This is a genomic window from Edaphocola aurantiacus, assembly GCF_019797745.1.
GTDB classification, from domain to species: Bacteria; Bacteroidota; Bacteroidia; order Chitinophagales; family Chitinophagaceae; genus Edaphocola; species Edaphocola aurantiacus.
Map to the genome: position 1 here is coordinate 684,849 of NZ_VOSI01000001.1, position 23,385 is coordinate 708,233.

Here is a 23,385-nt window from a genome sequence, read left to right on the forward strand (position 1 = left end):
GATTCTAATCCGATTCTAATTTCACCCCGTTTATTTTAATCTGATTCTTACATGGCTCTTAGGAGCCTCTAATGTGCCCGAACTACTTTTGCATTGTACATCAAAAAAACGTTCGATTATGGCGCACAAGATTTTATTGCCAACCGATTTCTCAATTGAATCCTTAAATGTATTAAAGCATTATTTACAGAAAAGTAGTAAGGAAGCAGTATTGGATGTTGTCCTGGTACATGGCCAAACCTTGTCTGATTCTATAAGCGACCTGCTTTTTTTCTCTAAATACCGCATACTGAAAGAGCTGAATATTGAGCACTTTGAAGATGCTGTGAAAATTCTGCAGAATAAGTACGACAGCAAATTACGCAATGTCCATATCGACATTTTCACCGGGCATAACCAGAGTGCTTTTGAGAACTACCTTACCGGTAACAGGATCGATGAGATTATCCTTTCGGAACAATTGCCCTTTAAACCCCATAACAAGAAGAGTTTCGACATCACCAGATATGCACTTAGGGCTGAAACGCCGGTCACTAAACTGAACTGTGAACAGGAAATTCCTAAGAACGCAGATACGGCAGATATCTCTTCCCTATTCAATAATAACGTGGCCCTGAGCCGCTAAAAACAGAACATTATGATACTGAGAAAAGTAATATACACCCTGGCCTTTTTGCTGCTGTTGAGTCCGGCATACCTGCTCTTCGCAAAACTGAAGACTCCGGAGAAAAACTTTTTAGGTATCTGGAAAGAGGCCGCCTGGGAATACAAAGAAGCAGACCGTTTCCTGTTACACCAGCTGGCGGATAAACAGAACAGGATCGCCACTGCCAATGAAGAAGGCGTTCGCATCCATACCGGAGAAACCTGGAATTTCAAAAAGAATGGTGTCTTGCTCCTGACCAAACATGACGATACGATCAAGACCATGAGGTGGTCGCTGAAAGGAAGGGGCAATGTGCTGGAGATTACCGACGGGGAGGTGACAGAACACTATGATATCTCGACAGTAGAGCAAGATAAGATCGAACTGAATTATTTATCAGACATGCATATAAAAGAATCAGCAAAATTAATTTTTGAGAAGACTTAAAGAAAGAAATTATGTTACGGAAATATAGCAATAGCAGAACATTGAGTGATAATATCAAACTGGGCACCCTTACGGCTTTCGTAGCCGGTATGGTGAATGTAGCCTCCTTCCTGCTGTTTTTTTCCTTCAGTTCTAACGTTACCGGTTATTACGCGGTGATGATGTCGGAACTGATCAAGGGCAATCTGTACCAGTTTGCGGTTGTAGCCATATGGATATCTTCTTTCTTTTTCGGAAGCTTTTTATCCAACTTTATTGTCATCCACTTCAACAAGCGTAATGCTTACCTGGCGCATGCTATGCCCATCATACTGGAGATGGCGTGTTTATTGTTTGTAGGTGTCTACGGCAGCTATTATTATAAGGATACGCTTATGGAGACTGAGGTACTGCTATTGCTGATGCTTTTTGCTATGGGACTGCAGAATGGCCTTACTGCAAGTATTTCCAACTTCGCAGTGAAGACAACCCACCTTACCGGTGCTACTACGGACCTGGCTATACTCTTCTCTATGTTTACCCATAAAGAATACCGTAATAAACAGCATATCATAGACAAGGCCAAATTACTCGTCAGCATATTTGCCTCGTACCTGGCAGGAGCCCTGGTATCGAGTATGGGGTACAGTTTCCTGAAGTTTAAGGTATTCTATATTGTGAGCTTGTTCCTGCTGTTTGTAATTGTGTATGACCTGTATAAAATAAGATCTGTAAACCGGTTACTGAGAATCCGTAAGAAAGGTGAGGAAGAAGAAACCCCGGAAAAGATCGGTACTGAAATTTCCAAAAATAACAGAAATGAAATGGTACTGCAATAGCAGTACCAATATAAAGACGTTTTGTTCTACATATAGTAGGTGTATTAGGGTGGCAGATTCTTCTGTCACCATTTTTTTTATGCTTATCTAAGGATGGTAGGCATAAGCAATTTCGTATGGCTGGTTTTTGTACTTTTCTGCCATCTGTCCAATTTTCAGATTACGGGCCTGTGGCGTCGGCTCACAGATCACATACTCCTGGTTGTTGTAAGACACGGTTTTCCCTTTCGTTTTATCCAGCTTCACAGCCAGCATCACGTGTGTCGGATAACGCACGACAACCATAGGTAAATTGTAAATTTCTTTTACCAGGAAATAGAACAAGGCTATGCGGTCATCGCAATCGCTTTTGTCATTGATCAGCGTAAGTTCAGGAGAGAAGCGCTGTTCTTTGCCTGTGGCGACAATATCACTTTCATACTGGAAAGCATTCCGCACAAATTCCATCAGGTACTCTACACCCTGGCTTTGCGACATCTTTTTAGTCACTTGTTTCAGCTTAGGAATCAGCGTAGCATACGTATTGTTGCTCAAAGGAATATTGAAGTAGGCATCATAATCCAGTACAGGATAGTTGACAAATAAGGTATCTATAGACTTGTTTACTTTAATATCAAACTGATACTCCACATTATTAAATGTAAAATCGATCAGTTTATTGGTAAAGTTATCGTCCGTAAAATCCGGCAACTGGTTTATCTTATAAGAGAATGATTTTAATGCTACTGTACTGGCTGGTAAAGGAACATTATATAATTGCTGATGTTCAAAATCAACATCTTTATAATCATGTTTGTTCAGACAGAGGTATGCCTTGTTTTCGTACATAAAGAAAGGGATATCATATACCTCCTCATTGCTCTGCACATAAAACAATAACCGCTCTCCGATTACCGCCAGTCGTACATCATAGCCCGATGCACGCATAAGATACCATTTCAGTAAAGTGTATCCTTCGTAATTATCTGGTTTGTGATAGAAATAATTGGCTGTTCTGCGTACCATCTGGTAGTACATCCAGTCGCTCAGCTGATGAGCTGTTTTATACTCTTTTAACGCGGTGGCCACCTGCCGGAAACTACTGTTATCAAATGCAGCTGCATACACTGCAACCTTATCTGCAGTAATCGGGCCTTGCACCTGTGGATAATCGACCTCAATGGCCGGAATCTGAAATGCTTCTTTGTAAATATCAATAGTCTGCGCATAACTGCTATAGCCCGCCAGTAGCAGCATACAGCTTAACGCCCATTGATATCCTGTTTTCCATAAGCAATTCACAATATAAATATACGAAGAAAATCAAAAGGTAACAATTAATTAATATTGCCACTTCCCTATTTTAAGCTTCCTATAACGATCAGTATTCCGGTGTTCTATTGGGTTAATGATGCACAATTGAGGTCAATCATTCCAGCATCCAGAATGCCTTTCCGGAAAATGGAACATAAAATTCAAAAATACACGCGTAATCGATTGAAAATCAACACATATTTTCTTTGGCACGGTTATGGCATATACTCCCCCAAACAATCTTTACAGATTTAGATATTGAGTATTAATTGAAGAATGCGTAAAACCATTTTGCTTTTTAGCGGTAAACAAAGCGGTATGATAGAAAAAAACTATTGATAAATATATGTAATAGCGATTATGTTAACCGAAGTTAATATGATGTTATATACCATATTTTGCTTTAATTTATTTGTACATACAATTACTTTTGCGGCCTAATAATTACATAACAGTTATTTAATAATGAATTAAGTATGTAATTATGAACACCAACCCAACCCTATGAAAACAAAGAGTACTCCAGATTTATTAACCATTTGTTTAATCCCCTCAAACAAAATTCATGAAAACATCGTTTTTCAAAAGAGCTGTATTATGCCTGACGGCAATCACTTCCTTCTCTCTCTCTGCACGTGCAGATGTAGCGTACACCATTAGTCCGATCGCTTCTACTAACGGGTATACGGTAAACACACAGATCATCATTACAGGTATTGATGTAGTAAACTACTACGGACCAGGTAACTTCCAGTACAACATTAAATTATCGTACAAGAATACAGTAACCGGCACGGGTAATAGTGGTAACTTTTATTCTTACCAGGTGTTCTTTGCAAAAAATAACAACTACTTCCAGAGTGCACAAAGCACTTCATCCATTCCCGTTGCAACCCGTAATGGTACCATGACCTCTTATGGTCCTAATAATGGTGCAGCTGCAAAAGTTAATGGAACCGGACTGTATACTGACAATGATGTAATTAATGATATCGTGGATGGCGTAAAACTGGCTGTAAATGCACCGGGTGTAAATACAACCGCTACAGGAACGCCTACTCCTATTGCTCCATTACCAGTAACCTTAAGCAAATTCTCCGTTGCAGCTAAAGGACAGCATACAGTACTGTATTGGGAAACCTTAAGTGAGCAAAACAATAAAGGTTTTGAAATTGAGCGCAGCAATGATGCAACATCATGGACAACTGTTGGTTTTGTGGCAACACAAGCTGTAGCAGGTAATAGCAAAGAAGCTTTATCATATCAATACTCTGAACTGAATACTGGTAAAAAAGCATACTATCGTTTAAAGCAAATGGATATGAATGCAGCATATGAATACTCTGCTATCGTTTCTGTAGAAGGCAGCAAAACTGCTAAAGCTACTGTTACGGCTTACCCTAACCCAACAAGCGGCAATATCAGCCTGATTGGCTTAAGCAATACAGAGCAGGTATATGTTTATAATAACCTGGGCCAGGTACAACAGGTTGCATCTGAGCAAAGTGCTCAGCAAACAAACCTGAACCTGAGCAACCTGTCAAACGGTACTTATTATATCCAGGCAGGACAAGAAAAATTCAAAGTAATACTGCAGAAATAATTGTAGTTACAATACGATATAAATAAAGAGGGATGCGTTACAACGCATCCCTCTTTATTTATATCGAAATCCTTAATCTTAGTTTTTGATCAGTTTACGGGTCGCAACCAGTGAACCGTCAGCGGCTACTACCTGTACAATATAAGTACCTTTTGCAAAGGCAGCAGTATTGATCTGAGCTAATTCACCATTGATATTTGCAACAGCAACTTCAGCACCGATTACATTGTATACTTTAGTATACTTAGCTTTCAGGTCTTTGTTTACAAAGATTGTAACATCATCCTGAACAGCAGGGTTAGGATAAACAGTTACGCGGTTATCATTTACTTTAATAGAGTTGATACCGGTTGGTGTTTTTGTTACAATGAAAATAGCCGTGTCAGACTGCGCATTATTATATACACGTACTTTTAAAGTACCTACGCCATTATCTGCAGTTGTAGGGATTTTGTAAGCAGGCTCAAACAGAGAGCTATCTCCTACCGCAATCGGCTGGAATGTTTTAGGAGAAGTAGTGTACTGTGGAATCTGGCCTTCTGTCAGACAGGTTTCATTATCACAGAACGTGTATAAAGTCCAGGCAAACGGAAAGTTCTTCTCGATGATCTGCCATTTCAAATCAGTGATTGGCGCTGCACCAAGATTTCTTACGTAATTGATCAGTTTCACTGCACCATCATCCCAATTGGAACCAGCATAACCTGGAGTAGAGGCAGTCATCGTAGGACGAGCCAATTCAAAAACCTGAGCTGAAGCGGATGTCAATCCTATCCCAAAACCAGCGCACAACAGTGTAAAAACTTTTTTCATAATTTAATATTATATCAATTTTTTTAAAAACTTATTACCAAATTTAAGTATAAATTCTATATAAAAACGAAAGGCCAATAAAATTTATTGGCCTTTCGTCGTGTTTATATTAAAAAATATTATTTTTTAACAAATTTTTGTTGTGTTTTTCCGTTAGGAGTTACAATATTCAGGAAGTAGATACCCGCTGGTAAAGCAGTTACATCCAGTTTAGTGCTTTGAACACCATTGTTCATGTTCTGAGCAACCGGAGCCATTACTTCTTGACCTAAAGCATTCATTACTGTGAAAGTAACTTTAGTAGCTTTAGTCATTTCCATTTCAACATTCAGTTCATTAACCACTGGGTTAGGATAAACTTTGATGCTGTTTTCTGCAACTACATCACCGATAGCAGTTGGTTCACCAGTTCTTACATTGATGTTATCAACGAAGATATAGTTACCACCACCTGAAGTAGCACGGAATGCTAAGTAAGCATCAGTAGGTACAGAGCTGATATCGATAGAACGTAATTTCCATGTATCAGATGTTGGAAGGTGTAATGTGTTAGATGCAGTTGGCGTTGTTGTTGCCAGGTTAGCTTGTTGTGCAGACCAAACTGAAGTCCAAGAAGTACCACAGTTAGTAGAGTAAACCAGTTCCAGTTTATCACCTACTGTAGCTCTCATTGCATAGCTCAGGTAGAAATCTACAGCTTTAGCACCTGCAGGCAGCGTTGTTTTAGGGAAAATGTAGAAACCTACATCACCAGCATCAGTGTACGGAGCCGGGTAGTACAGGAAGTAAGTAGAGTTGTTATAACCTAAAGGTTGGCTAGCGCTACCAGACCATGCACGAACCATTGGTGCTTTATCAGCACTTGCATAGCTCACCCACGCAGCGTTAACAGCTTCCATATCGTAAGATAAAGGAATGTTTACAGCAGCAGGATCTAATACAGTAATTACACCAGAACCGCTGTTATCGTAAGCATTCAGGTCAATTTTTGTATTTGGCAATGCGATAGAATCCTGGATAGAGATTTGACCAGGAGTCGTTACGCTGATTGCAGGTAAAGTGAAGTTAGCTGTTGCACCAGCAGCCAGGTTACCATTCCAGGTAGCTGTTTGCCATGCACCTGTACCAACACGGTAGTAAACAGTAGCAGTAGTTAACGCAGCAGTACCCGTATTTTTAATGGTAGTAGTAACGTTGTTTAAAGAAGTTGGTAACTGACAAGTCAGATCACTTGGAATAGTAACCGCAGTGATTGATGCATCAGCCGCTGGTTTAGTGATAGTGATGTTGCCTGTTTTACCTGCTTGCAGGACCTCTTTAGTAGTTTCGTTTTGCAGGAAAGCAACGAACATACGTGTAGGAGCTGTAGCGCTTACGTAAGAAGGAATAGAACCTGTAACAGTGTATGTTCTTACTTGACCAGCAGTCCATGCAGCATCTACAGTCTGACCATCCGCGTTAGGATACATCTGACGAACTACATTCTGGAAGTGCGTTTCACCATTGCTACCAGGAGCAGTTGCATATTGCAGCTCTTCTGCTAATGCAAAACGTAATTTTAAGTTATTTGTAGTGTTAGCAGTAGTAGCAGTTACCGTTACAGTTGCAGTGAAGGTTTGACCATCAGCATTGTAAGTAGGATTGCTTACTGCAATAGTAAAGTTAGATGCCTCAGCAGCAGCACCATCAATGATCGCCTGTGTAGTCATGCTGATGTTACCTGCATTAGAACCAGTACCTACTACTTTACCGTTAATACGGCCATATGGCGCGAACGGTACAGAATAATAACCCATACGGTTATCAGTAAATACAGTGTTAGTCAGGTATATAGATCCCGCAGAAGGAATCGGAGACTGATATTTCAGTAACAGTACTTTTGAAGGGTTAGCATTGATTAAAGTCATCAATGCAGGATTCAGAGCAGCACAAGGAGCACAGTTTTCACCGGAGAACTCTTCGTATAATGCTAATTTTTGCGCATTAGATACTCCGGCTAAAGTCAGGAATGTACCTAATAATAGTAAACTTCTTTTCATTTTCAACAACGTGTTTTTTAACAGTTAAATAATGCTATTTTAATAATCGGTTAAATTATAGAAGATGAAATTATACAAAAAATGCTAATAAAAAAATATTTTTTTTTACAATTTGTTTATTTTGACGCATAACATGTTTTGTTACAATACTTTTGTGCTTCATAATTATTTTCGTTGAAGCAGCAATTATCATATACCGAAGCGGTATCCTTTATGATGGATCAATTGCCTATGTTCTCTAAAATAGGCGCACAGGCTTTAAACCCAAGCCTGGACAAGATTAAAGCATTGGTAGCCCACCTTGGCCACCCGGAACAAAAATTCAAAAGCATTCATATCGCCGGTACTAATGGCAAAGGCAGTACCAGCCATATCCTGGCTGCAACCTTTCAGCATGCAGGTTATAAAACCGGTTTATATACCTCTCCGCACCTCATAGATATCCGTGAGCGCATTCGCATCAATGGTGTGCCAATTACTGAGCTGCAACTCGCTGCATTTATCAATGACCATACGGAGCTAATCACAGAGATCAAACCTTCCTACTTCGAATTGAATGTGGCTATGGCTTTCCAGGTATTTGCCGACGAAGCTGTAGACATTGCTATTATTGAAACCGGGCTGGGTGGTACCTGGGACAGTACTAATATTATTATACCGGAACTGTCTGTCATCACCAATATCAGCCTGGATCATACGCAGATCCTGGGCGATACGCTGGCGAAAATCGCAGGTGAAAAAGCTGGCATTATCAAACCCGGCATACCCGTAGTGATCGGATTGAGCCAGCCGGAAACAGAACCCGTGTTCTCTAAAGTGGCGATCTTAAACCAGACCAGCCTTGTGTTTGCAGACAAATTATTCGATGCCGTATACGCCGGCCGATCGGCCAGTAACCAAGAGCTGAAGATCGTTGATAAGGCGCAGATGAGTATCCTGAACGTGAAGACCGATCTGTTGGGCAATTTCCAGGCACAGAATATTATGACAGCACTGACCGCAGTTCGCCTGATGCAGCAAAAAGGCTGGAATGTATCTGAAGAGATCTGTATTGATGCGCTGCAATCCGTGAAAAAATCGACAGGTTTACGAGGCCGCTGGGACTGGATCCAGACGGGACCGAATATTGTTCTTGATGTGGCCCATAACCCCGGTGGTATTCATACAATTATCGGTCAGTTGGAGCAAGCTGTCTTTAAAAGTGGTAACTTACACATCGTTACCGGATTTGTTGCAGATAAAGATGTTCCACAAGCCCTGTCCATCATGCCCGCAACAGCCAGGTACTACTTCACACAGGCACAGGTACCCCGTGCCTTACCTGCGGCAACCCTTACCCAAATCGCAGCAGAACAGCATCTTCAAGGTGCAGCATATGATACAGTAACCGCAGCTGTAGCTGCAGCACTGAGCCATGCACAGGCAGAAGACACTATTTTAATTACCGGCAGCTTCTTCATAGTTGGTGAGGCGCTGGACTATTTGGATAAACTAAAAAAATAAGAACTATGCAGAAAATAAGTACATTCCTGGCTACTATTGGTGCAGCTTGTCTGTCGCTTACAGCAATAGCACAAGAGCCTATGGCCGGAATTAAAATCGGAGCCAACGTTTACCGAACGACCGGCGATCAAATTGAAAATAATTACAAAGTTTTCCCGTTCGGCGGAGTATACCTGGGCATCAGGGGCGAGAAAATGAGCCTGGTGGCAGAAGGTTTATTTACCCAGACACGCATGATTACCGGCGATAACTTTAATGATATTTACCACTCCTATATCCAGAATGGCAAGGAGCAAGTGCGCAATGCAGCATTTGATTTTACAGAATTATCTGTACCGGTATTGTTGGGAGTTAAAGTATTCCCGGCTACCTGGCTGGAATTTGGTCCGCAGTTTACCAAAGTGGTGGACATGAGTGACAAGGATAATATCCTTACTGAAGTGAAGAATGTCTACAAAGAAAGTTATGTATCTGGTGTTGTAGGCCTGAAAATAAGACTGCCGCTGCATCTTAACGTATCTGCACGCTATGCATTCGGCATTTCTGACCGCAATAACACTACTGTAGATGAACGCTGGAGAACGCAGCATATCCAACTGGGTGTCGGTTTCGGACTGTAAAGATCCTGATAAAAGAGCATAAAAAAAGGAGGGCGATTGCCCTCCTTTTTTTATGCTCTTTTATTTCTTCTTTTTCTTCTTTTCCAGGTACTCCTCTTCTGCTTTCATCAGCGCTTTCCAGTTATTGTCCTTTACATCTTCTGTAAATACAATAGTGTCTGAATAGGTGGCTGCATCTATCTCCAGTTGGTTGATCTTCTTACCCAGGTATTGCTCAATATCTTTCAGTATAGCCAGCTCATCTTTGCTGCAGAAGGTATAAGCGATCCCCTTAGCCATGCCACGACCGGTACGTCCAACACGGTGTACATAATTTTCAGACTCATCTGGCAGGTCATAATTGACCACATAATCCACATTAGGAATATCTACTCCACGTGCATTCAGGTCGGTCGTAATCAGTAATTTCACCTCACCTGATTTAAACGCATCCATAATTTCTGCACGCTCTTTCTGATCTTTGCCGCTGTGCATCGTCAGGGTTTTGATTTCTACCCGTTCCATTGCTGCAGCAACACGCTCTGCACGTACTTTGGTACGCACAAAAATCAATATTTTAGCTTCAGGATGTTCTCTTACCAGTCGCTCCAGGAAGAAGCGTTTATCGTCCTTCTCGATATGTGCCACGAAGTGGGTAACATTTTTCGATACAGGATCTTTCGGAGAGATCTGTATACGGATCGGGTTGCGCACAATGCTGTAGGCAATCTCTTTGATCTCACTATTGATCGTAGCAGAGAAGAACAGCGTCTGACGGTAATCCGGCAGAAACTTGATCACATCACGTATATCTTTGATAAAGCCATAATCCAGCATCAGATCGGCCTCATCCAACACCAGTATCTCGGCGTGGTTAAGGTTCAGTTTTTTCTGGTAGATCAGGTCAAACATACGGCCCGGAGTAGCGATCAGGATATCGGTACCATTCTGCAATTGCTCGATCTGGTGATCCTGCTCTACCCCACCCAGCAAGACAGTAGTCTTCATCCTGGTATACTTTCCAATGCTTCGGAATACGCTGGCAATCTGGATGGCCAGTTCGCGCGTAGGCACCATCACCAGGCATTTGGCTTCATTTTCCTGTGGCGGATGTTTTACATACATCAGTTTGTGCAATATCGGTATCACAAAAGCAGCCGTCTTACCGGTACCGGTCTGTGCTACCGCCAGCACATCATTGCCCTGCAGTACTGGTCCGATGGTCTTAAACTGAATATCAGTCGGTTTCCGGAAACCCAGTTCTTCAAGGCCTCTTTTCAGTTCTGTGGCTATCTGGTATTGTTCAAACTTCATATATGCTTAATCGGGTATTTATCGGGAAAAAATTAAAATTATTGCTGCAAAGTTAGGGTAATAAAAAGACAAAGGCCGGTTTTATAACCGGCCTTTGCATTTATCGTCAGACTAAATCTTATTTAGAGATCAGTTGTGCGAAGTATTTAACGGTACGAACCAGTTGAGATACATAGCTCATTTCGTTATCATACCAGCTAACTGTTTTTACCATTTGGTAATCACCAACAGTAATCACTTTAGTTTGTGTAGCATCGAACAGAGAACCGTAAGAAGTACCGATGATATCGCTGGAAACGATTTCATCTTCGTTGTAACCGAAAGATTCGTTAGCAGCAGCTTTCATTGCAGCATTTACTTCTTCAGCAGTTACTTTTTTACCCAGAACGGTAGTTAATTCAGTCAGGGAACCAGTAACAGTAGGAACACGTTGTGCACCACCATCCAGTAAACCTTTCAGAGCAGGTAATACTAAACCGATTGCTTTAGCAGCACCTGTAGAGTTAGGAATGATGTTTTCTGCAGCAGCACGAGCACGACGCAGATCACCTTTTGAGTGAGGAGCATCCAGTGTGTTCTGATCGTTAGTGTAAGCGTGTACGGTAGTCATCTGACCAACTTTGATTTCAAAGTTATCGTGCAGCGCTTTAGCCATTGGAGCCAGACAGTTAGTTGTACAAGATGCACAGCTGATTACTGTTTCAGAACCATCCAGGATATCGTGGTTTACGTTGAATACTACAGTTTTCAAATCACCGGTAGCAGGAGCAGAAATTACTACTTTTTTAGCACCTGCAGTAATGTGAGCTTGAGCTTTATCAGCATCAGTAAAGAAGCCGGTACACTCTAATACCACATCTACCTCATGTTGTCCCCAAGGAATATTTGCAGGATCTTTCTCTGCATATATTTTGATTTCATTACCGTTTACTGTAATTGCATTTTCAGAGCTGGTAACGTCCTGGTTGAAACGACCCTGAGCAGTGTCGTATTTTAATAAATGCGCCAACACATTTGGTTTGGTTAAATCGTTGATGGCAACTACCTCAATACCTTCCAGGTTGAAGATTTGACGAAAAGCTAAACGTCCGATACGACCGAAACCATTGATGGCCACTTTTACTTTACTCATTTTTATAAAAAATTTAATGGGTGTGAATGAAAATTTGTGCAAAGGTATGCAAAATAAATATTACATAAGGGACAAGAGGGGATTTAGCCAATTATTAGCAATAATTGTATTCAATCCGGGTATATATAATACAAAAAACATATAAATCAGGCAAATCCATCGCTCCGGTATCAAGAAACACACTAATTTTTGTACCTTCATTCTGCATATTCACTTAAACACAATCATTTTTTATGAAGATAATTCTACTTTCAGCTTTAGCCCTTCTGCCCCTTTCAGTATTGGCACAGAATAAACAAAAAACATACACGGAAGAGTTTAAAAAAGAATTCATGGATGCCTGCGTCGGTTCTGCCACAGAAGGTGGTGACATTTCCGAAAAGATGGCAAAGGAATACTGTGCCTGTTCTTTTGAGCTCCTGTCTAAAAAGTATACCATGGATGAAGTAACCGCCATTTCGGAGAAAGGCGAGGAAGAATCAGCATTAATTATGCGTGCAGCGACACAGCCCTGCCTGGATGAACTGGTCAAGAAGCTGAAAAAAAATAAAGATTAATAAGCTTCATTGAAATCGAGCAATCCTATCCCATAAACCTAAATAATGCTTTATATGAAAAAGATCTTATTATCAGCCTTGGTTCTGCTACCCTTTACCTTGTCTGCCCAGAATAGGAAAGAAGAGAAGGCCTTTAAAAAATCCTATATAGATGCCTGTGTCAACTCTGCAACAAAAGAAGGCACGATTTCTGAAAAACTGGCTAAGGAGTATTGTAACTGTACACTGGAACGCTTATTAAAGAAGTATTCATACGAAGATCTGGCTGTAATCGGAGAGAATCTGGACGCGGAACAAATGAAAAAGCTGCTGGACGATACCCTACCATGCCAGGAAGAACTGGCCAGAAAACTGAAGGCAAAGAAAGATTAAATACAAATGACACTAAAAAGGCGCTGTACACAGCGCCTTTTATATTTAAAATTGAAATCCCTTGATTTTAGGACTGACAATCAGCTCCCGGGTAAAGGCATCATGATCAGAGCGCTTTCCCGCTACCGTCCAGCTGCTGTTTAGCACACTTTCTGTATTCTTTTGTCCTTCCAGCATGTAACGTAGCTTATGCTGCTCAAACAATTGCTGACAATAGGCAACATCATCCAGGTTAGCGGTACTGATTTTATACAACCTCACACGATTACGATCATCGATTAATTTTTGTAACGGAAAAAGGAATGCCAGTACTACCAGCACAATGATCGTACCCAGGATGGCGAGGTACAAATGCCCGGAGCCGGCACACATACCTAGAGAGGCCGTAGCCCAGATCGTAGTCGCAGTAGTAATACCCCCTACCTTGTTATCTTCTTTAAAGATTACCCCCGCACCCAGAAAACCGATACCGGTTATGATATTGGCCGCAATACGGTCATAGCTTTGTACCCCTATCTTTATAGACAGAATGGTAAACATACAGGACCCGAAAGAGACCAGTATAAATGTACGCAGGCCGGCAGACTTGCCTTTATACTCTCTCTCTGCACCAATGGCCAACCCGATCACAATGGATAGGATGATCATTACAAATTCTTCGTAGAGGATGCCAATAGAGTACACATTCATGGTTATACCGTTTTAATTTAATTGCTAAAATAGTACATTTTACAACAGCTTATAAATGGAAAGATCTCATACGGCCTGTATGAGATCTTTCCATTTATATTATTAAGTTCTTTAGTCTTTCCTTGCTTTTGACGGGAATACCGAAATGTTGATATAGCGTGATGGATGTGCCTTAAGATCGGCAGACAGTTCGCCCAATTCTTTAACCGTCTTGTTCACGTTTTCATACAGTTTCGGATCATTCAGCAACATGCCTACTGTACCGTCTTTATTATCCAGTTTGGTCATCAGACCATTCAGCTTATTAGTCGTTGCCTCCAGGTTATCAATCGTCTGCTGGATTTTGGCCTGTGATAACTGAGTGGTGGCTACCTGTGCATTCTCCAGAATTGCATTAATCTTAGCATTATTATTAGCCAGATTAGCCGTCAGTGCATTGGTATTTTTCATGGTCATATTGGCATTCTCCATAACCGTAGTAATGGTACCGGATTGCTGAGATAAAGCTCTGGACAATACTTCCAGCTGCTTCATCGTGATTTCCAGTGCCGCTACACTCTGATCGATATGCTGTCCTGTACTTGGTGTTACCACACCTTTCAGGTTGGCCATCAGGGTATCTGCATTAGCCATTACACTGTTTACATTATTGATTACAGAAGGCATGTTTTCAGACAACTGATCCATCATACCGGAACCGGCCATTGTTTTCAGCACTGCGCCTTCCGGTGCTATCTGCGCACTCTTGCCGGCAATCAATTCCAGGTTTTTCACCTCAGATAATAAGCCTGATGAAGTCACCTGTAATAAGGAGCCAACCGGAACTTTAAATTCATCTGTAACGGTAATTTTAACCTTGAATTTCTGATCTTCGGTCATCTCAATATCTGAGATTTTGCCAATTTTATAACCATTTACCAGCACTTTACTACCGGTAGTCAATCCTTCTACATTTTCGTAATAGGCGTAGTATTCTTTATCTTTAGCAAACAAGCTGTTTCCTTTCAGAAAATTAAAACCCAGGAATAATGCGACAATGGCACCCAGGGCCAGCAAGCCTATCTTAACCTCATTATTTTTTTTACCTTCTGCCATATAAAGATTTTAGGGCCCAAAAATAGCCAAATATCTAACACCACCATCAAAATAAATGATTACCAATTAGGATAATCATTGTTCCAGTGCCACGGTTCTGTTTTGGAACCGACCTTAAACAGTTTATCCAAAGCAATATTCAGGCCAAACTCATTATACGCTCCGGCGGTAGCCATAAAAGAGCGCGCATAATGCACCTGAAATTTATTGAGGTATAGCCCTGCACCAAAAGAAAAACCGGCAAGACCCTTAGTTTCCAGGGTACTCAGTTCATTACGGCGCAAGTGATTATAAGCCACGGAAATACCCAGGCGCTTACCAATAGTCAGCTCTCCGCCGATCGTGAGATGGCGGAACAGCTTATCAGCAAAGTATGTTTTATCATCTGCAGTGGTATCTGCTCCGAAAATATTGCTTTTCTTATCTGCCGGGTTGTTATAACGGATATCCCACTGGTACAGGTGGTGTGCAACCACAAATAACCTCAGCGGTACATTTTTGAGTGATTTGGTCAGCCCTATCTGCAGATCAAACGGCAATGGTTCTGCCGGATTATTCGGGTTGTACCGTTTCAGGGTAACGCCCATGTTTTTGGCCACAATACCCAGCGTAATGCCCCTGGCTGTATCAAAATAGGTAACCCCAACATCTCCGAGCAGCGCACTGGCCGAACGGTCGGCAAGTGTGGAATGTGCCCATTTTAGAGTAACCCCATAGCGCCAGTGTTCTTTATACTGGCGGGCAGCAGACAGATTTAAGGCAAAATCGCTGGCCCTCACCGTACCCAGGTAGCTTCCGTAAATATCTGTTGCCTGAAAGGTACCATAGTTGATACTCTGTACCCCCACCCCAAAGGTAGTCTGCAGTTTAGGGGAATGATATGCATATTGCAGATTGGTGATCCCGATATCTGCATAATAAAGATTATGATTTGCCGAAAGCTGGTTGTGAATACCGGGTCTGTACAGAGATGGATTCTGCATTGCCAGAGAGACATCAGCCTCCGGATTGGCCGGCGCAAGACCTCCTAATGCAGAGACGTGCGGACTGTTGGACATATTCAAAAATTCAAATGCCCTCGCCCCTCCTACTACCTGTGCCGAGGCATCAACAGTGCTCAGTCCGGTTAGTAAGGCAAGAGAGATATATGTACAGTATTTAATATTCATAATAAGGAAACGAAAAACAGGCTGTAAAGTGTATACGCCCGACTGATAAACAAAAGCTGAAATTTATGGGTACAAAGCGTCAATAATATCGGTACTCACACCGGTAAAGGAGAATCCGCCGTCATGAAACAGGTTCTGCATAGTTACATACCGGGTAAGGTCACTAAACAGGGTAATACAATAATCGGCACATGCATCAGCAGTTGCATTACCCAAAGGTGCCGTTTTTGCTGCATAATTAAAAAACTTATCAAAACCCGTCACCCCACTGCCGGCTGTAGTCACCGTTGGCGATTGAGAGATGGTATTGACCCTTACTTTCTTCTGCTTACCGTAGATATAACCGAAGCTGCGGGCAATGCTTTCCAGCATGGATTTGGCATCGGCCATATCGTTATACCCGGGAAATGCTCTCTGGGCTGCAATATAGCTCAATCCTACCACCGATCCCCATTCATTAATCGCATCCTGTTGCAGGGCCGATTGCAGCAGCTTATGAAAGGATAATGCAGAGACATCAAGTGTCTTCAGGAAATTATCATAATTGGTGGCTTCGTAAGGAAAGCCTTTGCGCACATTCGGAGACATACCTATAGAATGCAGCACGAAATCAATTTTCCCTCCAAAATGGTCCACAGCCTGCTGATACAGTGCATCAAGGTCTGCAATATTGGTCGCATCGGCACCGATCACCGGGGCATCATTACATAAAGCTGCCAGTTCATGGATTTTGCCCATGCGCAGGGCAATCGGGGCATTGGTCAGGATAATATCCGCGCCGTGTGCCACTGCCTTAAGCGCTACCTGCCAGGCAATAGAGCGCTCATCCAGTGCACCGAAGATGATGCCTTTCTTCCCTTGTAATAATTGAGGTACCATGAAGAGAATATTTGGGTAAAAATAACAAAATCAATGGATATGCATGGTCATAGACATGGGATTAATTTAAACAACATCATTACTTTTGTGAATAGTTCATTACTTTTAATTAAATCGACAGATTGGTTATGAAAAGAATATTAGCACTTTGCTTTTGGTTAATCGGCTCCCTCAACGGGGTTCAGGCACAGACTATTTTTTACTCCAACCCACAGGATTTTAATGTGGCTAAAGACCTGTTTGAAATCGGCGGATGGAGCGGTGACCGCCTGGCCATTTTTTACACGCAGAAGAATGAATCATTCATTGACCTGTATGATGAGCAGATGAATCGTAAGGCGATTGTCTCGCTGAGTTTTATGCCGGAAAAACCGAAACAGATCTCGGTGGTCCCCATGGAAAATAAGATTATCCTGTTATACAGTGCCATGTCCGGAAGCACAGAACATTATTATGCCGCCCAGCTGGACGGGCAGGCCCGCCTTATCGGCAAACCTAAAAACCTGGATGAGCAGCAACAAAACTTTTTCGGGGTCAGCAAAACCCGCTACCAGTTTGTGATTTCTGAGAATCGGCAGAAAATGGCTCTTGTAGGATACCAGGTAAGAGATAATAAATTGCAGTACCATATCATGCTCATTGACCCGAACCTGGCAACACAAAGCCTTTCGGGCAAAGCGGAATGCAAAAACAATATGGATATAGAACAGATCCTGCTGCAGGACAACGGAACCATAGTACTGAACGTAAGCGATCTGAGCTCGAGCCGCGACCAGTCTATCTCTTCCGCAGCGATCTATACCATCCGGAAAAGCGAAGGAAAGAACGAAGTAAGCATCAAACCATTAGAACTTAAAAACCAGTTTCTGAGCGGCGTGTTTCTTAAAGAAGACCTGGCGCACAGCGATCAGCTGTACTTTGCCGGATTTTATAAAAGCAACAGTAATGGTGTGATTGAAGGTACCTATATGGGTACAGTAGGCCTGCAATCCGGCACAGATCCGGTATCGGCAACATTCACCGCATTTGACACCAGCATGCTGCGCAATTACAAAGGCCGCGACCGCCGCCTGCTGAATGAATACCGTGTTAAAGATATCGTGATCAAAAATGATGGCGGCTGCATACTCACTGCAGAGGCCTCTTATAGCATTACACGTACCACCAATAATGGTATGTATAACGGTGGTTTTTACAGTATGGGATTCGGTGGAATGGGTATGGCCAGCACCAGCTATACAGAATACAATTACGGTGACATCCTGATCATGGACTTCAATAATACCTTTGTCAACAACTGGTATAATGCCATCAGCAAACAGCAGCGCACTATTGACGATTACGGCACCTACTCTTCTTACAATATGCTGAACAGCGGCGCCCAGCTGGTATTTACCTACAATGACATTCAGCGCAACAGCATCAAATTGCAGGTATCTGCACTGAATATGGACGGTCAGCTACAGGAAAAAGATATCGCAGCAACCATGAAAGGAAATGGTTTATGGTTACCTAAAATGAGTGTACAGACCGACAATAAAGAACTGGTGATACCGGTTGTAAAATCAAACAAGAAACTATCTTTTGCAAGATTGCAGTATTAATGACTGACAATAAATAAGGGGCTTCACATGAAGCCCCTTATTTATTGTCAGATATGCTGAATATTATATAATCTGTACCTCACGCTCGAGGCTGATGCCGAACTTATCTTTTACCGATGCGATCACCCGCTCAGACAAGCGGTAAATATCCTTACCCTTTGCCTGTCCGTAATTGACCAGCACCAACGGCTGACGCTGATGTACACCATAATCACCTTCACGGAAGCCTTTCCAGCCGCATTGCTCAATGAGCCAAGCCGCCGGTATTTTCGTAACCGTATCAGACACTACATATCCCGGAATAGCCGGACAATCGGCTTTCAGGGCTTCATAAGTTGCTTTGGGTACTTCCGGATTTTTAAAGAAGCTACCGGCATTACCGATCACTGCCGGATCGGGCAGTTTGGTACGGCGTATATGGATCACCACATCAGAAACGGCTTTCAGGCTAAGGTCTGTAATACCCTGCTGTTCCAGTTCTTCTTTTATATTACCATATGAAATATTAAAGTATGGCGCCTTGGATAAACGGAATAATACTTTTGTAACCAGGAATTTTCCCTTAAGGGCTCCTTTAAATATGCTGTCTCTGTAACCAAAATTACAGGCTTCATTAGTCAGGGTTTCAAATACCTGCTTGTCAAAGTTCCAGTAGGTAACGGATTCTATTACCTGCTTCACTTCTACTCCATATGCACCGATATTCTGTATGGGCGCGGCTCCTACGGTGCCCGGTATTAAAGACAGGTTCTCTATACCGGCATAGCCATGCGCCACACAGTACAATACAAAGTCATGCCATACCTCTCCGGCACCGGCTTCCAGCCATACTGATCCTTCATCTTCTTTAACCAGCGTTATGCCTTTAATCTCATTTTTGAGGATGAAAGCATGCGGATCTTGTGTAAAGAGCATATTACTGCCCCCGCCCAATGGCAGCACAGGATAGCCTTCCGGTATATGCTGCTGTATCTGCTCACAATCTGCTGCAGAACGGATCACGGAAAAGAATGGTGCATGCGCCGGCATCCCGAAGGTGTTCAGGCTTTGTAAGTTTATATTCTGTTGAACAGTTAACATAGTGTCTATGGCTTAAAACGCTGGAGTAAATAGGCCTATATGGCCTGTATCATGGTTACGGAAAACTTATCAGAAAGCTGCTGCAGGTCTGCGATTACATCTTCATGTAAAGGAATACCGTTTTGCAGTCGGTCAGCTTCCGCTTCGCGTTCCGGATCACCGGGAATCAGTACCCGCTCTTCGCCCGGTATAGTTTCTGCATTACGGAAACGACCGATCCAGTTATCCATCTGGTCCAGGAATTCTGATTCCGGACGGAATGCATCTACGCGCATAGCGCCGAAGAAATGCCCTAACCCCTCGCCGGGCATATTCTGCGGCAAAGGCACATAGGCCGGGAATGGTGGTGCCCAGGGGCCATAAGAGGCACCGCTGAGTACACCGGATAGTATATCTACAATACTACCCAGGGCATAACCTTTATGGCTACCATGTACACGGTCTCCACCCAGGGGCAATAGTGCCCCCTGTTGTTTTAATATATTGGCATCTACAGAAGGGTTACCATCTGCATCCTGCACCCAACCCGCAGGCGTATCCTGTTTCTTACGTTGTAATATTTCCAGCTTGCCGTTGGCTGCTGTAGTTGTAGCAAAATCAGCTACAAAAGGGGGCTGCTCCTTTGCCGGAATCGCATAAGCGATAGGATTGGTACCCAGCATCCGTTCTGTAGAGAATGTGGGGGCAACCAGCGCACTGGCATTGGTCATAGCCATACCGATCATCTGATGCTCCAGCGCCATCATTGCATGAATGCCGGCAATACCAAAGTGATTGCTGTTCTTAACCGCTACCCATCCGGTACCGGCGTTACGCGACTTTTCGATTGCAACCTGCATGGCATATGGTGCAACAACAAGCCCAAGTCCCCGATCTCCGTCTACCACTGCGGTAGAGGGTGTTTCATGCACGATCTTTATCTCTGGAGTAGCATTTACCCTGCCTACTTCCCAAAGCCGTACATACCCGATCAGCCGGGCAATGCCATGACTGTCTACGCCCCTGAGATCGGCGCTGAGTAATACTTTGGTTGCAGTATGGGCATCGGCTTCCGGACAACCGATCTTTGTAAATACGGAATAAGCAAAATCGTATAAATGCTGGTATGTATATTTCATGAAAGCTGAAAACGGTATAATCTGCTGAATTATTTTTTCTTGTAAATGGGCACGGTCGAGCAAGGCTCACCATACATCAGGCTTTTAACAACCGGCAACAGGCGTGCACTTATTCTGAGGAAGGCACTCTCCGGCAGGGGTACATCACCACAACCTTTCACTACTACACGACCATCAGTATAGGGTTGTACGTCCAGTGCATCAATGGCCTGGTTCAGCAATTGTTCTTTTAACTGCGCTTCATTGCCATGAAAAGGCGCGGCCTCACATTTGTATAACCAGGAGGAGATAAGCATATAAGCCCACATAGGTATAATGGCCTCTGCAGAGCAATAGACAGCTACTTTTTTATGAGCATAAGGTGCCCAATCCATTTCCTGCAATGCGGTTCTGAAATCTTTTTCACGCAGGATCATGCCTTTAAATAAATAAGGGGCTATATCAAATATTGCCAGTGTATCTGCAGCAGGTAATAAATGCTCCAGGTTGAGGGTAAGGATACCACTCTCAGCAACTTTATTTACAATAGTTTCCATCCTGCAAAGATAAGCCTTCGCAAAAGGAAATGATATAGATTATTTCTTTTTCGCCTTAATCGAAATCAAGCCTATGCCCTCTAATTGGCATTTGAGGGATCAGTACATTTCCAGTATTCGTTCTATTTGCCTCTGGTGATGTACTGGATGATAGGACATAAGGTAGAACATTTCCCGTATCGTTAATTTTCCGAGCAAGGGATGTGGTAAACTAAGGGTATCCAGTTCCTCTTCGGAATAATTGCGCAGCAGATTCTCTATATCGGTAAGATGTTGCTGAATACCAGAAATAATGGCTGCCTTTTGCTGGTACAGCACCTCGCCTTTGGGCAGATATGACTCCGGCGCTTTTAAGCTGGTTTGTGCATAGTGATGCAAAACAGTCTCATAATCCCAGGTCTGCCGGTCAACCGTCCCGAATTGTGCTCTGATAAATTCTTTAGAGGACAAGACCTTAGGAAAAGGGGTTATAGTCAGTAAGATATGCGCTAAATGCGCCCCAGCGGTCCATTTATCCTGATAGCGATAAGAGAATTTACTATCCTCCAGGCCATCAATATACTGAACTACCTGTTGATGATTCGCGACAAAAACCGCAATTAATTCCTGCTTTTTCATATAGCTGATTTTACTACGAAGAACGGTAAAATGCTATAAGCAAACAATGAACCCTGGTTAAGAAATGCGCCTGCGGATGCGGCTCAGCGCCTGTGGCGTTACACCTATATAGGAGGACAAGTATTTAAGCGGGACGTATTGTATAAAAAGAGGTGTATGTTTCAGGAGGAACAGATACATCTCCTCCGGAGTTGATTTAAGCAACTGGATTTCCCGAAGCACTTTCGCCCGCAGCTGCTCTTCTAAAAATACTTTTTGCGTGGCACTGCACAGCTTTGATTCCAAAAACAGTTTACGGACTTCATCCATAGCAACGTACCATAATACACCCTTACTGATCGGTTGGTAGCTAAATTGGCGCTCGACCTCATTATCAGCTTTTGCGGTAAAAATATCTCCCTCAAGAAAAAAATCAACAGAAATATCGATTTCAGGATCTGAAGTGCTATCTACTATTGCTTTGCGTATCAAACCTTTCTGCAGGAAACACAGGATATCTTTAGGCAATACAGTCTTCCGGCCAAAATGCACCGGAACGAGTTTGTCCCAGATTGCGCCATAGTGATCTATCGGATACTTGTCGAAAATATGTTTGTCTATTACGTCCAATCTTTACTGTTTTATTATTTCTTTTTCACCAGTGAGGATAAGGGATACTTCAGTCCGCTGTAGCCCATCATATCTACCTTAATACTACCCACCAGGATAGGACTGCTGATCCGAACCGGGATATGGTTATCATCGTCACTCACATACACCTCCATTTTCTCACCACCTTTGAAGAGTGTACCCTCTACGAGCAGCGGTTTAATCTTGATGGTGTTGAAAGTTCCGTACTTTGTTGTGATTTGAAATTTACCCATGTAGCGGATATACAGATGATATACCTGATCGTCAAGAAACATATCAAACGGTATTTTATCGCCGGGTTTATAACGGCTGTAATCTATATTACGGGCATAATATACCGCTGAGAGTACATCCTGGACACAGGCCGGCACATCGAAGACTTTATTATTAAGTGTATAGGCCTTTTTCTGCGCCTGGTTAAACCGTACATACTGGTACAGTTTATATCCGTCTTCATGAATATCACGGACAAACTTCATCGGCAACATGGTTGTCGTGTCAATATAGGTCTCGTATTTATCCTTTACAGAGAATATCCAGTCATAAGACTTAATGGTATTGCCCAGCCCGGTCACATGAAAAACAGGACGTCCATCCAGGGTCTCCAGCTTGGTACTGAAGCTGGCTTTGGCCGCTGCCACCCATACCGCACTCAGGTTATAATAAACGGTAAAGTTCACCGTCTCCCCGGATTTGACAACACGGTTCTTTAAGCCGCAAAAGACATTTTGGGCTTTGCTCTCCCCGATCGTAAACCCAAGGAGTAAAACAATAATGATCAGTATTTTCTTCATTCTTTCCTTCCAAACATTCATATGGCCTTTTAGACC

24 protein-coding genes are annotated in these 23,385 nt (G+C 42.6%); 9 read left to right on the top strand and 15 right to left on the bottom strand.

All coding sequences use genetic code 11. The annotated features are described in order from the left end of the window. The first annotated feature begins 118 nt into the window (after positions 1–118). Genes FTD44_RS02935 through FTD44_RS02945 form a run of 3 tightly spaced genes read left to right on the top strand, consistent with a single transcriptional unit; the run spans position 119 to position 1,911 of the window. On the top strand, positions 119–625 hold the full coding sequence (locus FTD44_RS02935; protein WP_222165078.1) for a hypothetical protein: 507 nt from the start codon (positions 119–121) through the stop codon (positions 623–625). 12 nt (positions 626–637) lie between these two features. Next, positions 638–1,093: a hypothetical protein gene (locus tag FTD44_RS02940; protein ID WP_222165079.1), complete on the top strand. Its 456-nt coding sequence runs from the start codon at positions 638–640 to the stop codon at positions 1,091–1,093. Positions 1,094–1,104: 11 nt separating this feature from the next. After that, positions 1,105–1,911, top strand: a complete 807-nt coding sequence (locus FTD44_RS02945) for a YoaK family protein (RefSeq protein ID WP_222165080.1) — start codon at positions 1,105–1,107, stop codon at positions 1,909–1,911. A gap of 87 nt (positions 1,912–1,998) precedes the next feature. Here the strand turns inward: FTD44_RS02945 and FTD44_RS02950 are convergent, their stop codons facing one another. Beyond that, positions 1,999–3,147, bottom strand: coding sequence for a hypothetical protein (locus FTD44_RS02950; RefSeq protein WP_222165081.1), 1,149 nt, complete (start codon positions 3,145–3,147; stop codon positions 1,999–2,001). Between the two features lie 622 nt (positions 3,148–3,769). Here FTD44_RS02950 and FTD44_RS02955 point away from each other — a divergent pair. After that, positions 3,770–4,807: a T9SS type A sorting domain-containing protein gene (locus tag FTD44_RS02955; RefSeq protein WP_222165082.1), complete on the top strand. Its 1,038-nt coding sequence runs from the start codon at positions 3,770–3,772 to the stop codon at positions 4,805–4,807. A 78-nt stretch (positions 4,808–4,885) separates the two neighbouring features. On the opposite strand, the gene FTD44_RS02960 is transcribed toward FTD44_RS02955, so the two are convergent. Continuing rightward, the gene (locus FTD44_RS02960) at positions 4,886–5,620 is read right to left on the bottom strand and encodes a T9SS type A sorting domain-containing protein (protein ID WP_222165083.1); all 735 of its coding nucleotides are present in this window, start codon (positions 5,618–5,620) and stop codon (positions 4,886–4,888) included. Between the two features lie 119 nt (positions 5,621–5,739). Next, positions 5,740–7,659 (bottom strand): T9SS-dependent choice-of-anchor J family protein, encoded by a 1,920-nt coding sequence (locus FTD44_RS02965; protein WP_222165084.1) that lies wholly within the window; start codon positions 7,657–7,659, stop codon positions 5,740–5,742. A 174-nt stretch (positions 7,660–7,833) separates the two neighbouring features. Here FTD44_RS02965 and FTD44_RS02970 point away from each other — a divergent pair, with 174 nt between their 5' ends. Both FTD44_RS02970 and FTD44_RS02975 read left to right on the top strand, forming a co-directional pair. Continuing rightward, positions 7,834–9,162, top strand: coding sequence for a bifunctional folylpolyglutamate synthase/dihydrofolate synthase (locus FTD44_RS02970; RefSeq protein WP_222165085.1), 1,329 nt, complete (start codon positions 7,834–7,836; stop codon positions 9,160–9,162). Positions 9,163–9,167: 5 nt separating this feature from the next. Continuing rightward, positions 9,168–9,782, top strand: coding sequence for an outer membrane beta-barrel protein (locus FTD44_RS02975; RefSeq protein WP_222165086.1), 615 nt, complete (start codon positions 9,168–9,170; stop codon positions 9,780–9,782). Positions 9,783–9,842: 60 nt separating this feature from the next. Here the strand turns inward: FTD44_RS02975 and FTD44_RS02980 are convergent, their stop codons facing one another. Together FTD44_RS02980 and gap are read right to left on the bottom strand one after the other, a co-directional pair. Next, on the bottom strand, positions 9,843–11,075 hold the full coding sequence (locus FTD44_RS02980; RefSeq protein WP_222165087.1) for a DEAD/DEAH box helicase: 1,233 nt from the start codon (positions 11,073–11,075) through the stop codon (positions 9,843–9,845). A gap of 118 nt (positions 11,076–11,193) precedes the next feature. Further along, complete coding sequence (gap, locus tag FTD44_RS02985) at positions 11,194–12,207, bottom strand: type I glyceraldehyde-3-phosphate dehydrogenase (protein ID WP_222165088.1); 1,014 nt, start codon at positions 12,205–12,207, stop codon at positions 11,194–11,196. 233 nt (positions 12,208–12,440) lie between these two features. Between gap and FTD44_RS02990 the strand changes: the two genes are divergently transcribed. Together FTD44_RS02990 and FTD44_RS02995 are read left to right on the top strand one after the other, a co-directional pair. Next, the gene (locus tag FTD44_RS02990) at positions 12,441–12,764 is read left to right on the top strand and encodes a hypothetical protein (protein ID WP_222165089.1); all 324 of its coding nucleotides are present in this window, start codon (positions 12,441–12,443) and stop codon (positions 12,762–12,764) included. A gap of 54 nt (positions 12,765–12,818) precedes the next feature. Continuing rightward, entirely contained in the window at positions 12,819–13,136 is a 318-nt protein-coding gene (locus FTD44_RS02995) for a hypothetical protein (RefSeq protein ID WP_222165090.1), read from the top strand. 45 nt (positions 13,137–13,181) lie between these two features. Here the strand turns inward: FTD44_RS02995 and FTD44_RS03000 are convergent, their stop codons facing one another. The 4 genes from FTD44_RS03000 to FTD44_RS03015 form a co-directional block, all read right to left on the bottom strand. Beyond that, on the bottom strand, positions 13,182–13,826 hold the full coding sequence (locus FTD44_RS03000) for an MgtC/SapB family protein (RefSeq protein WP_222165091.1): 645 nt from the start codon (positions 13,824–13,826) through the stop codon (positions 13,182–13,184). 111 nt (positions 13,827–13,937) lie between these two features. Beyond that, positions 13,938–14,921: an MlaD family protein gene (locus FTD44_RS03005; RefSeq protein WP_222165092.1), complete on the bottom strand. Its 984-nt coding sequence runs from the start codon at positions 14,919–14,921 to the stop codon at positions 13,938–13,940. 59 nt (positions 14,922–14,980) lie between these two features. Beyond that, the gene (gene porQ / locus FTD44_RS03010) at positions 14,981–16,090 is read right to left on the bottom strand and encodes a type IX secretion system protein PorQ (RefSeq protein WP_222165093.1); all 1,110 of its coding nucleotides are present in this window, start codon (positions 16,088–16,090) and stop codon (positions 14,981–14,983) included. Between the two features lie 63 nt (positions 16,091–16,153). Then, entirely contained in the window at positions 16,154–16,969 is an 816-nt protein-coding gene (locus tag FTD44_RS03015; protein WP_222165094.1) for an enoyl-ACP reductase FabI, read from the bottom strand. A 128-nt stretch (positions 16,970–17,097) separates the two neighbouring features. Here FTD44_RS03015 and FTD44_RS03020 point away from each other — a divergent pair, with 128 nt between their 5' ends. Beyond that, the gene (locus FTD44_RS03020; RefSeq protein WP_222165095.1) at positions 17,098–18,573 is read left to right on the top strand and encodes a hypothetical protein; all 1,476 of its coding nucleotides are present in this window, start codon (positions 17,098–17,100) and stop codon (positions 18,571–18,573) included. Between the two features lie 63 nt (positions 18,574–18,636). On the opposite strand, the gene murB is transcribed toward FTD44_RS03020, so the two are convergent. The 6 genes from murB to FTD44_RS03050 form a co-directional block, all read right to left on the bottom strand. Next, the gene (gene murB / locus FTD44_RS03025) at positions 18,637–19,653 is read right to left on the bottom strand and encodes a UDP-N-acetylmuramate dehydrogenase (RefSeq protein WP_222165096.1); all 1,017 of its coding nucleotides are present in this window, start codon (positions 19,651–19,653) and stop codon (positions 18,637–18,639) included. 35 nt (positions 19,654–19,688) lie between these two features. Further along, on the bottom strand, positions 19,689–20,771 hold the full coding sequence (locus FTD44_RS03030) for an Ldh family oxidoreductase (RefSeq protein WP_222165097.1): 1,083 nt from the start codon (positions 20,769–20,771) through the stop codon (positions 19,689–19,691). A 29-nt stretch (positions 20,772–20,800) separates the two neighbouring features. Beyond that, positions 20,801–21,307, bottom strand: a complete 507-nt coding sequence (locus FTD44_RS03035; RefSeq protein ID WP_222165098.1) for a DUF2480 family protein — start codon at positions 21,305–21,307, stop codon at positions 20,801–20,803. 99 nt (positions 21,308–21,406) lie between these two features. Beyond that, positions 21,407–21,925 (bottom strand): DinB family protein, encoded by a 519-nt coding sequence (locus FTD44_RS03040; RefSeq protein ID WP_222165099.1) that lies wholly within the window; start codon positions 21,923–21,925, stop codon positions 21,407–21,409. Between the two features lie 57 nt (positions 21,926–21,982). Continuing rightward, complete coding sequence (locus FTD44_RS03045; RefSeq protein WP_222165100.1) at positions 21,983–22,534, bottom strand: Crp/Fnr family transcriptional regulator; 552 nt, start codon at positions 22,532–22,534, stop codon at positions 21,983–21,985. A 14-nt stretch (positions 22,535–22,548) separates the two neighbouring features. Further along, on the bottom strand, positions 22,549–23,370 hold the full coding sequence (locus tag FTD44_RS03050) for a DUF3108 domain-containing protein (RefSeq protein ID WP_246625318.1): 822 nt from the start codon (positions 23,368–23,370) through the stop codon (positions 22,549–22,551). Between the last annotated feature and the right edge of the window lie 15 nt (positions 23,371–23,385).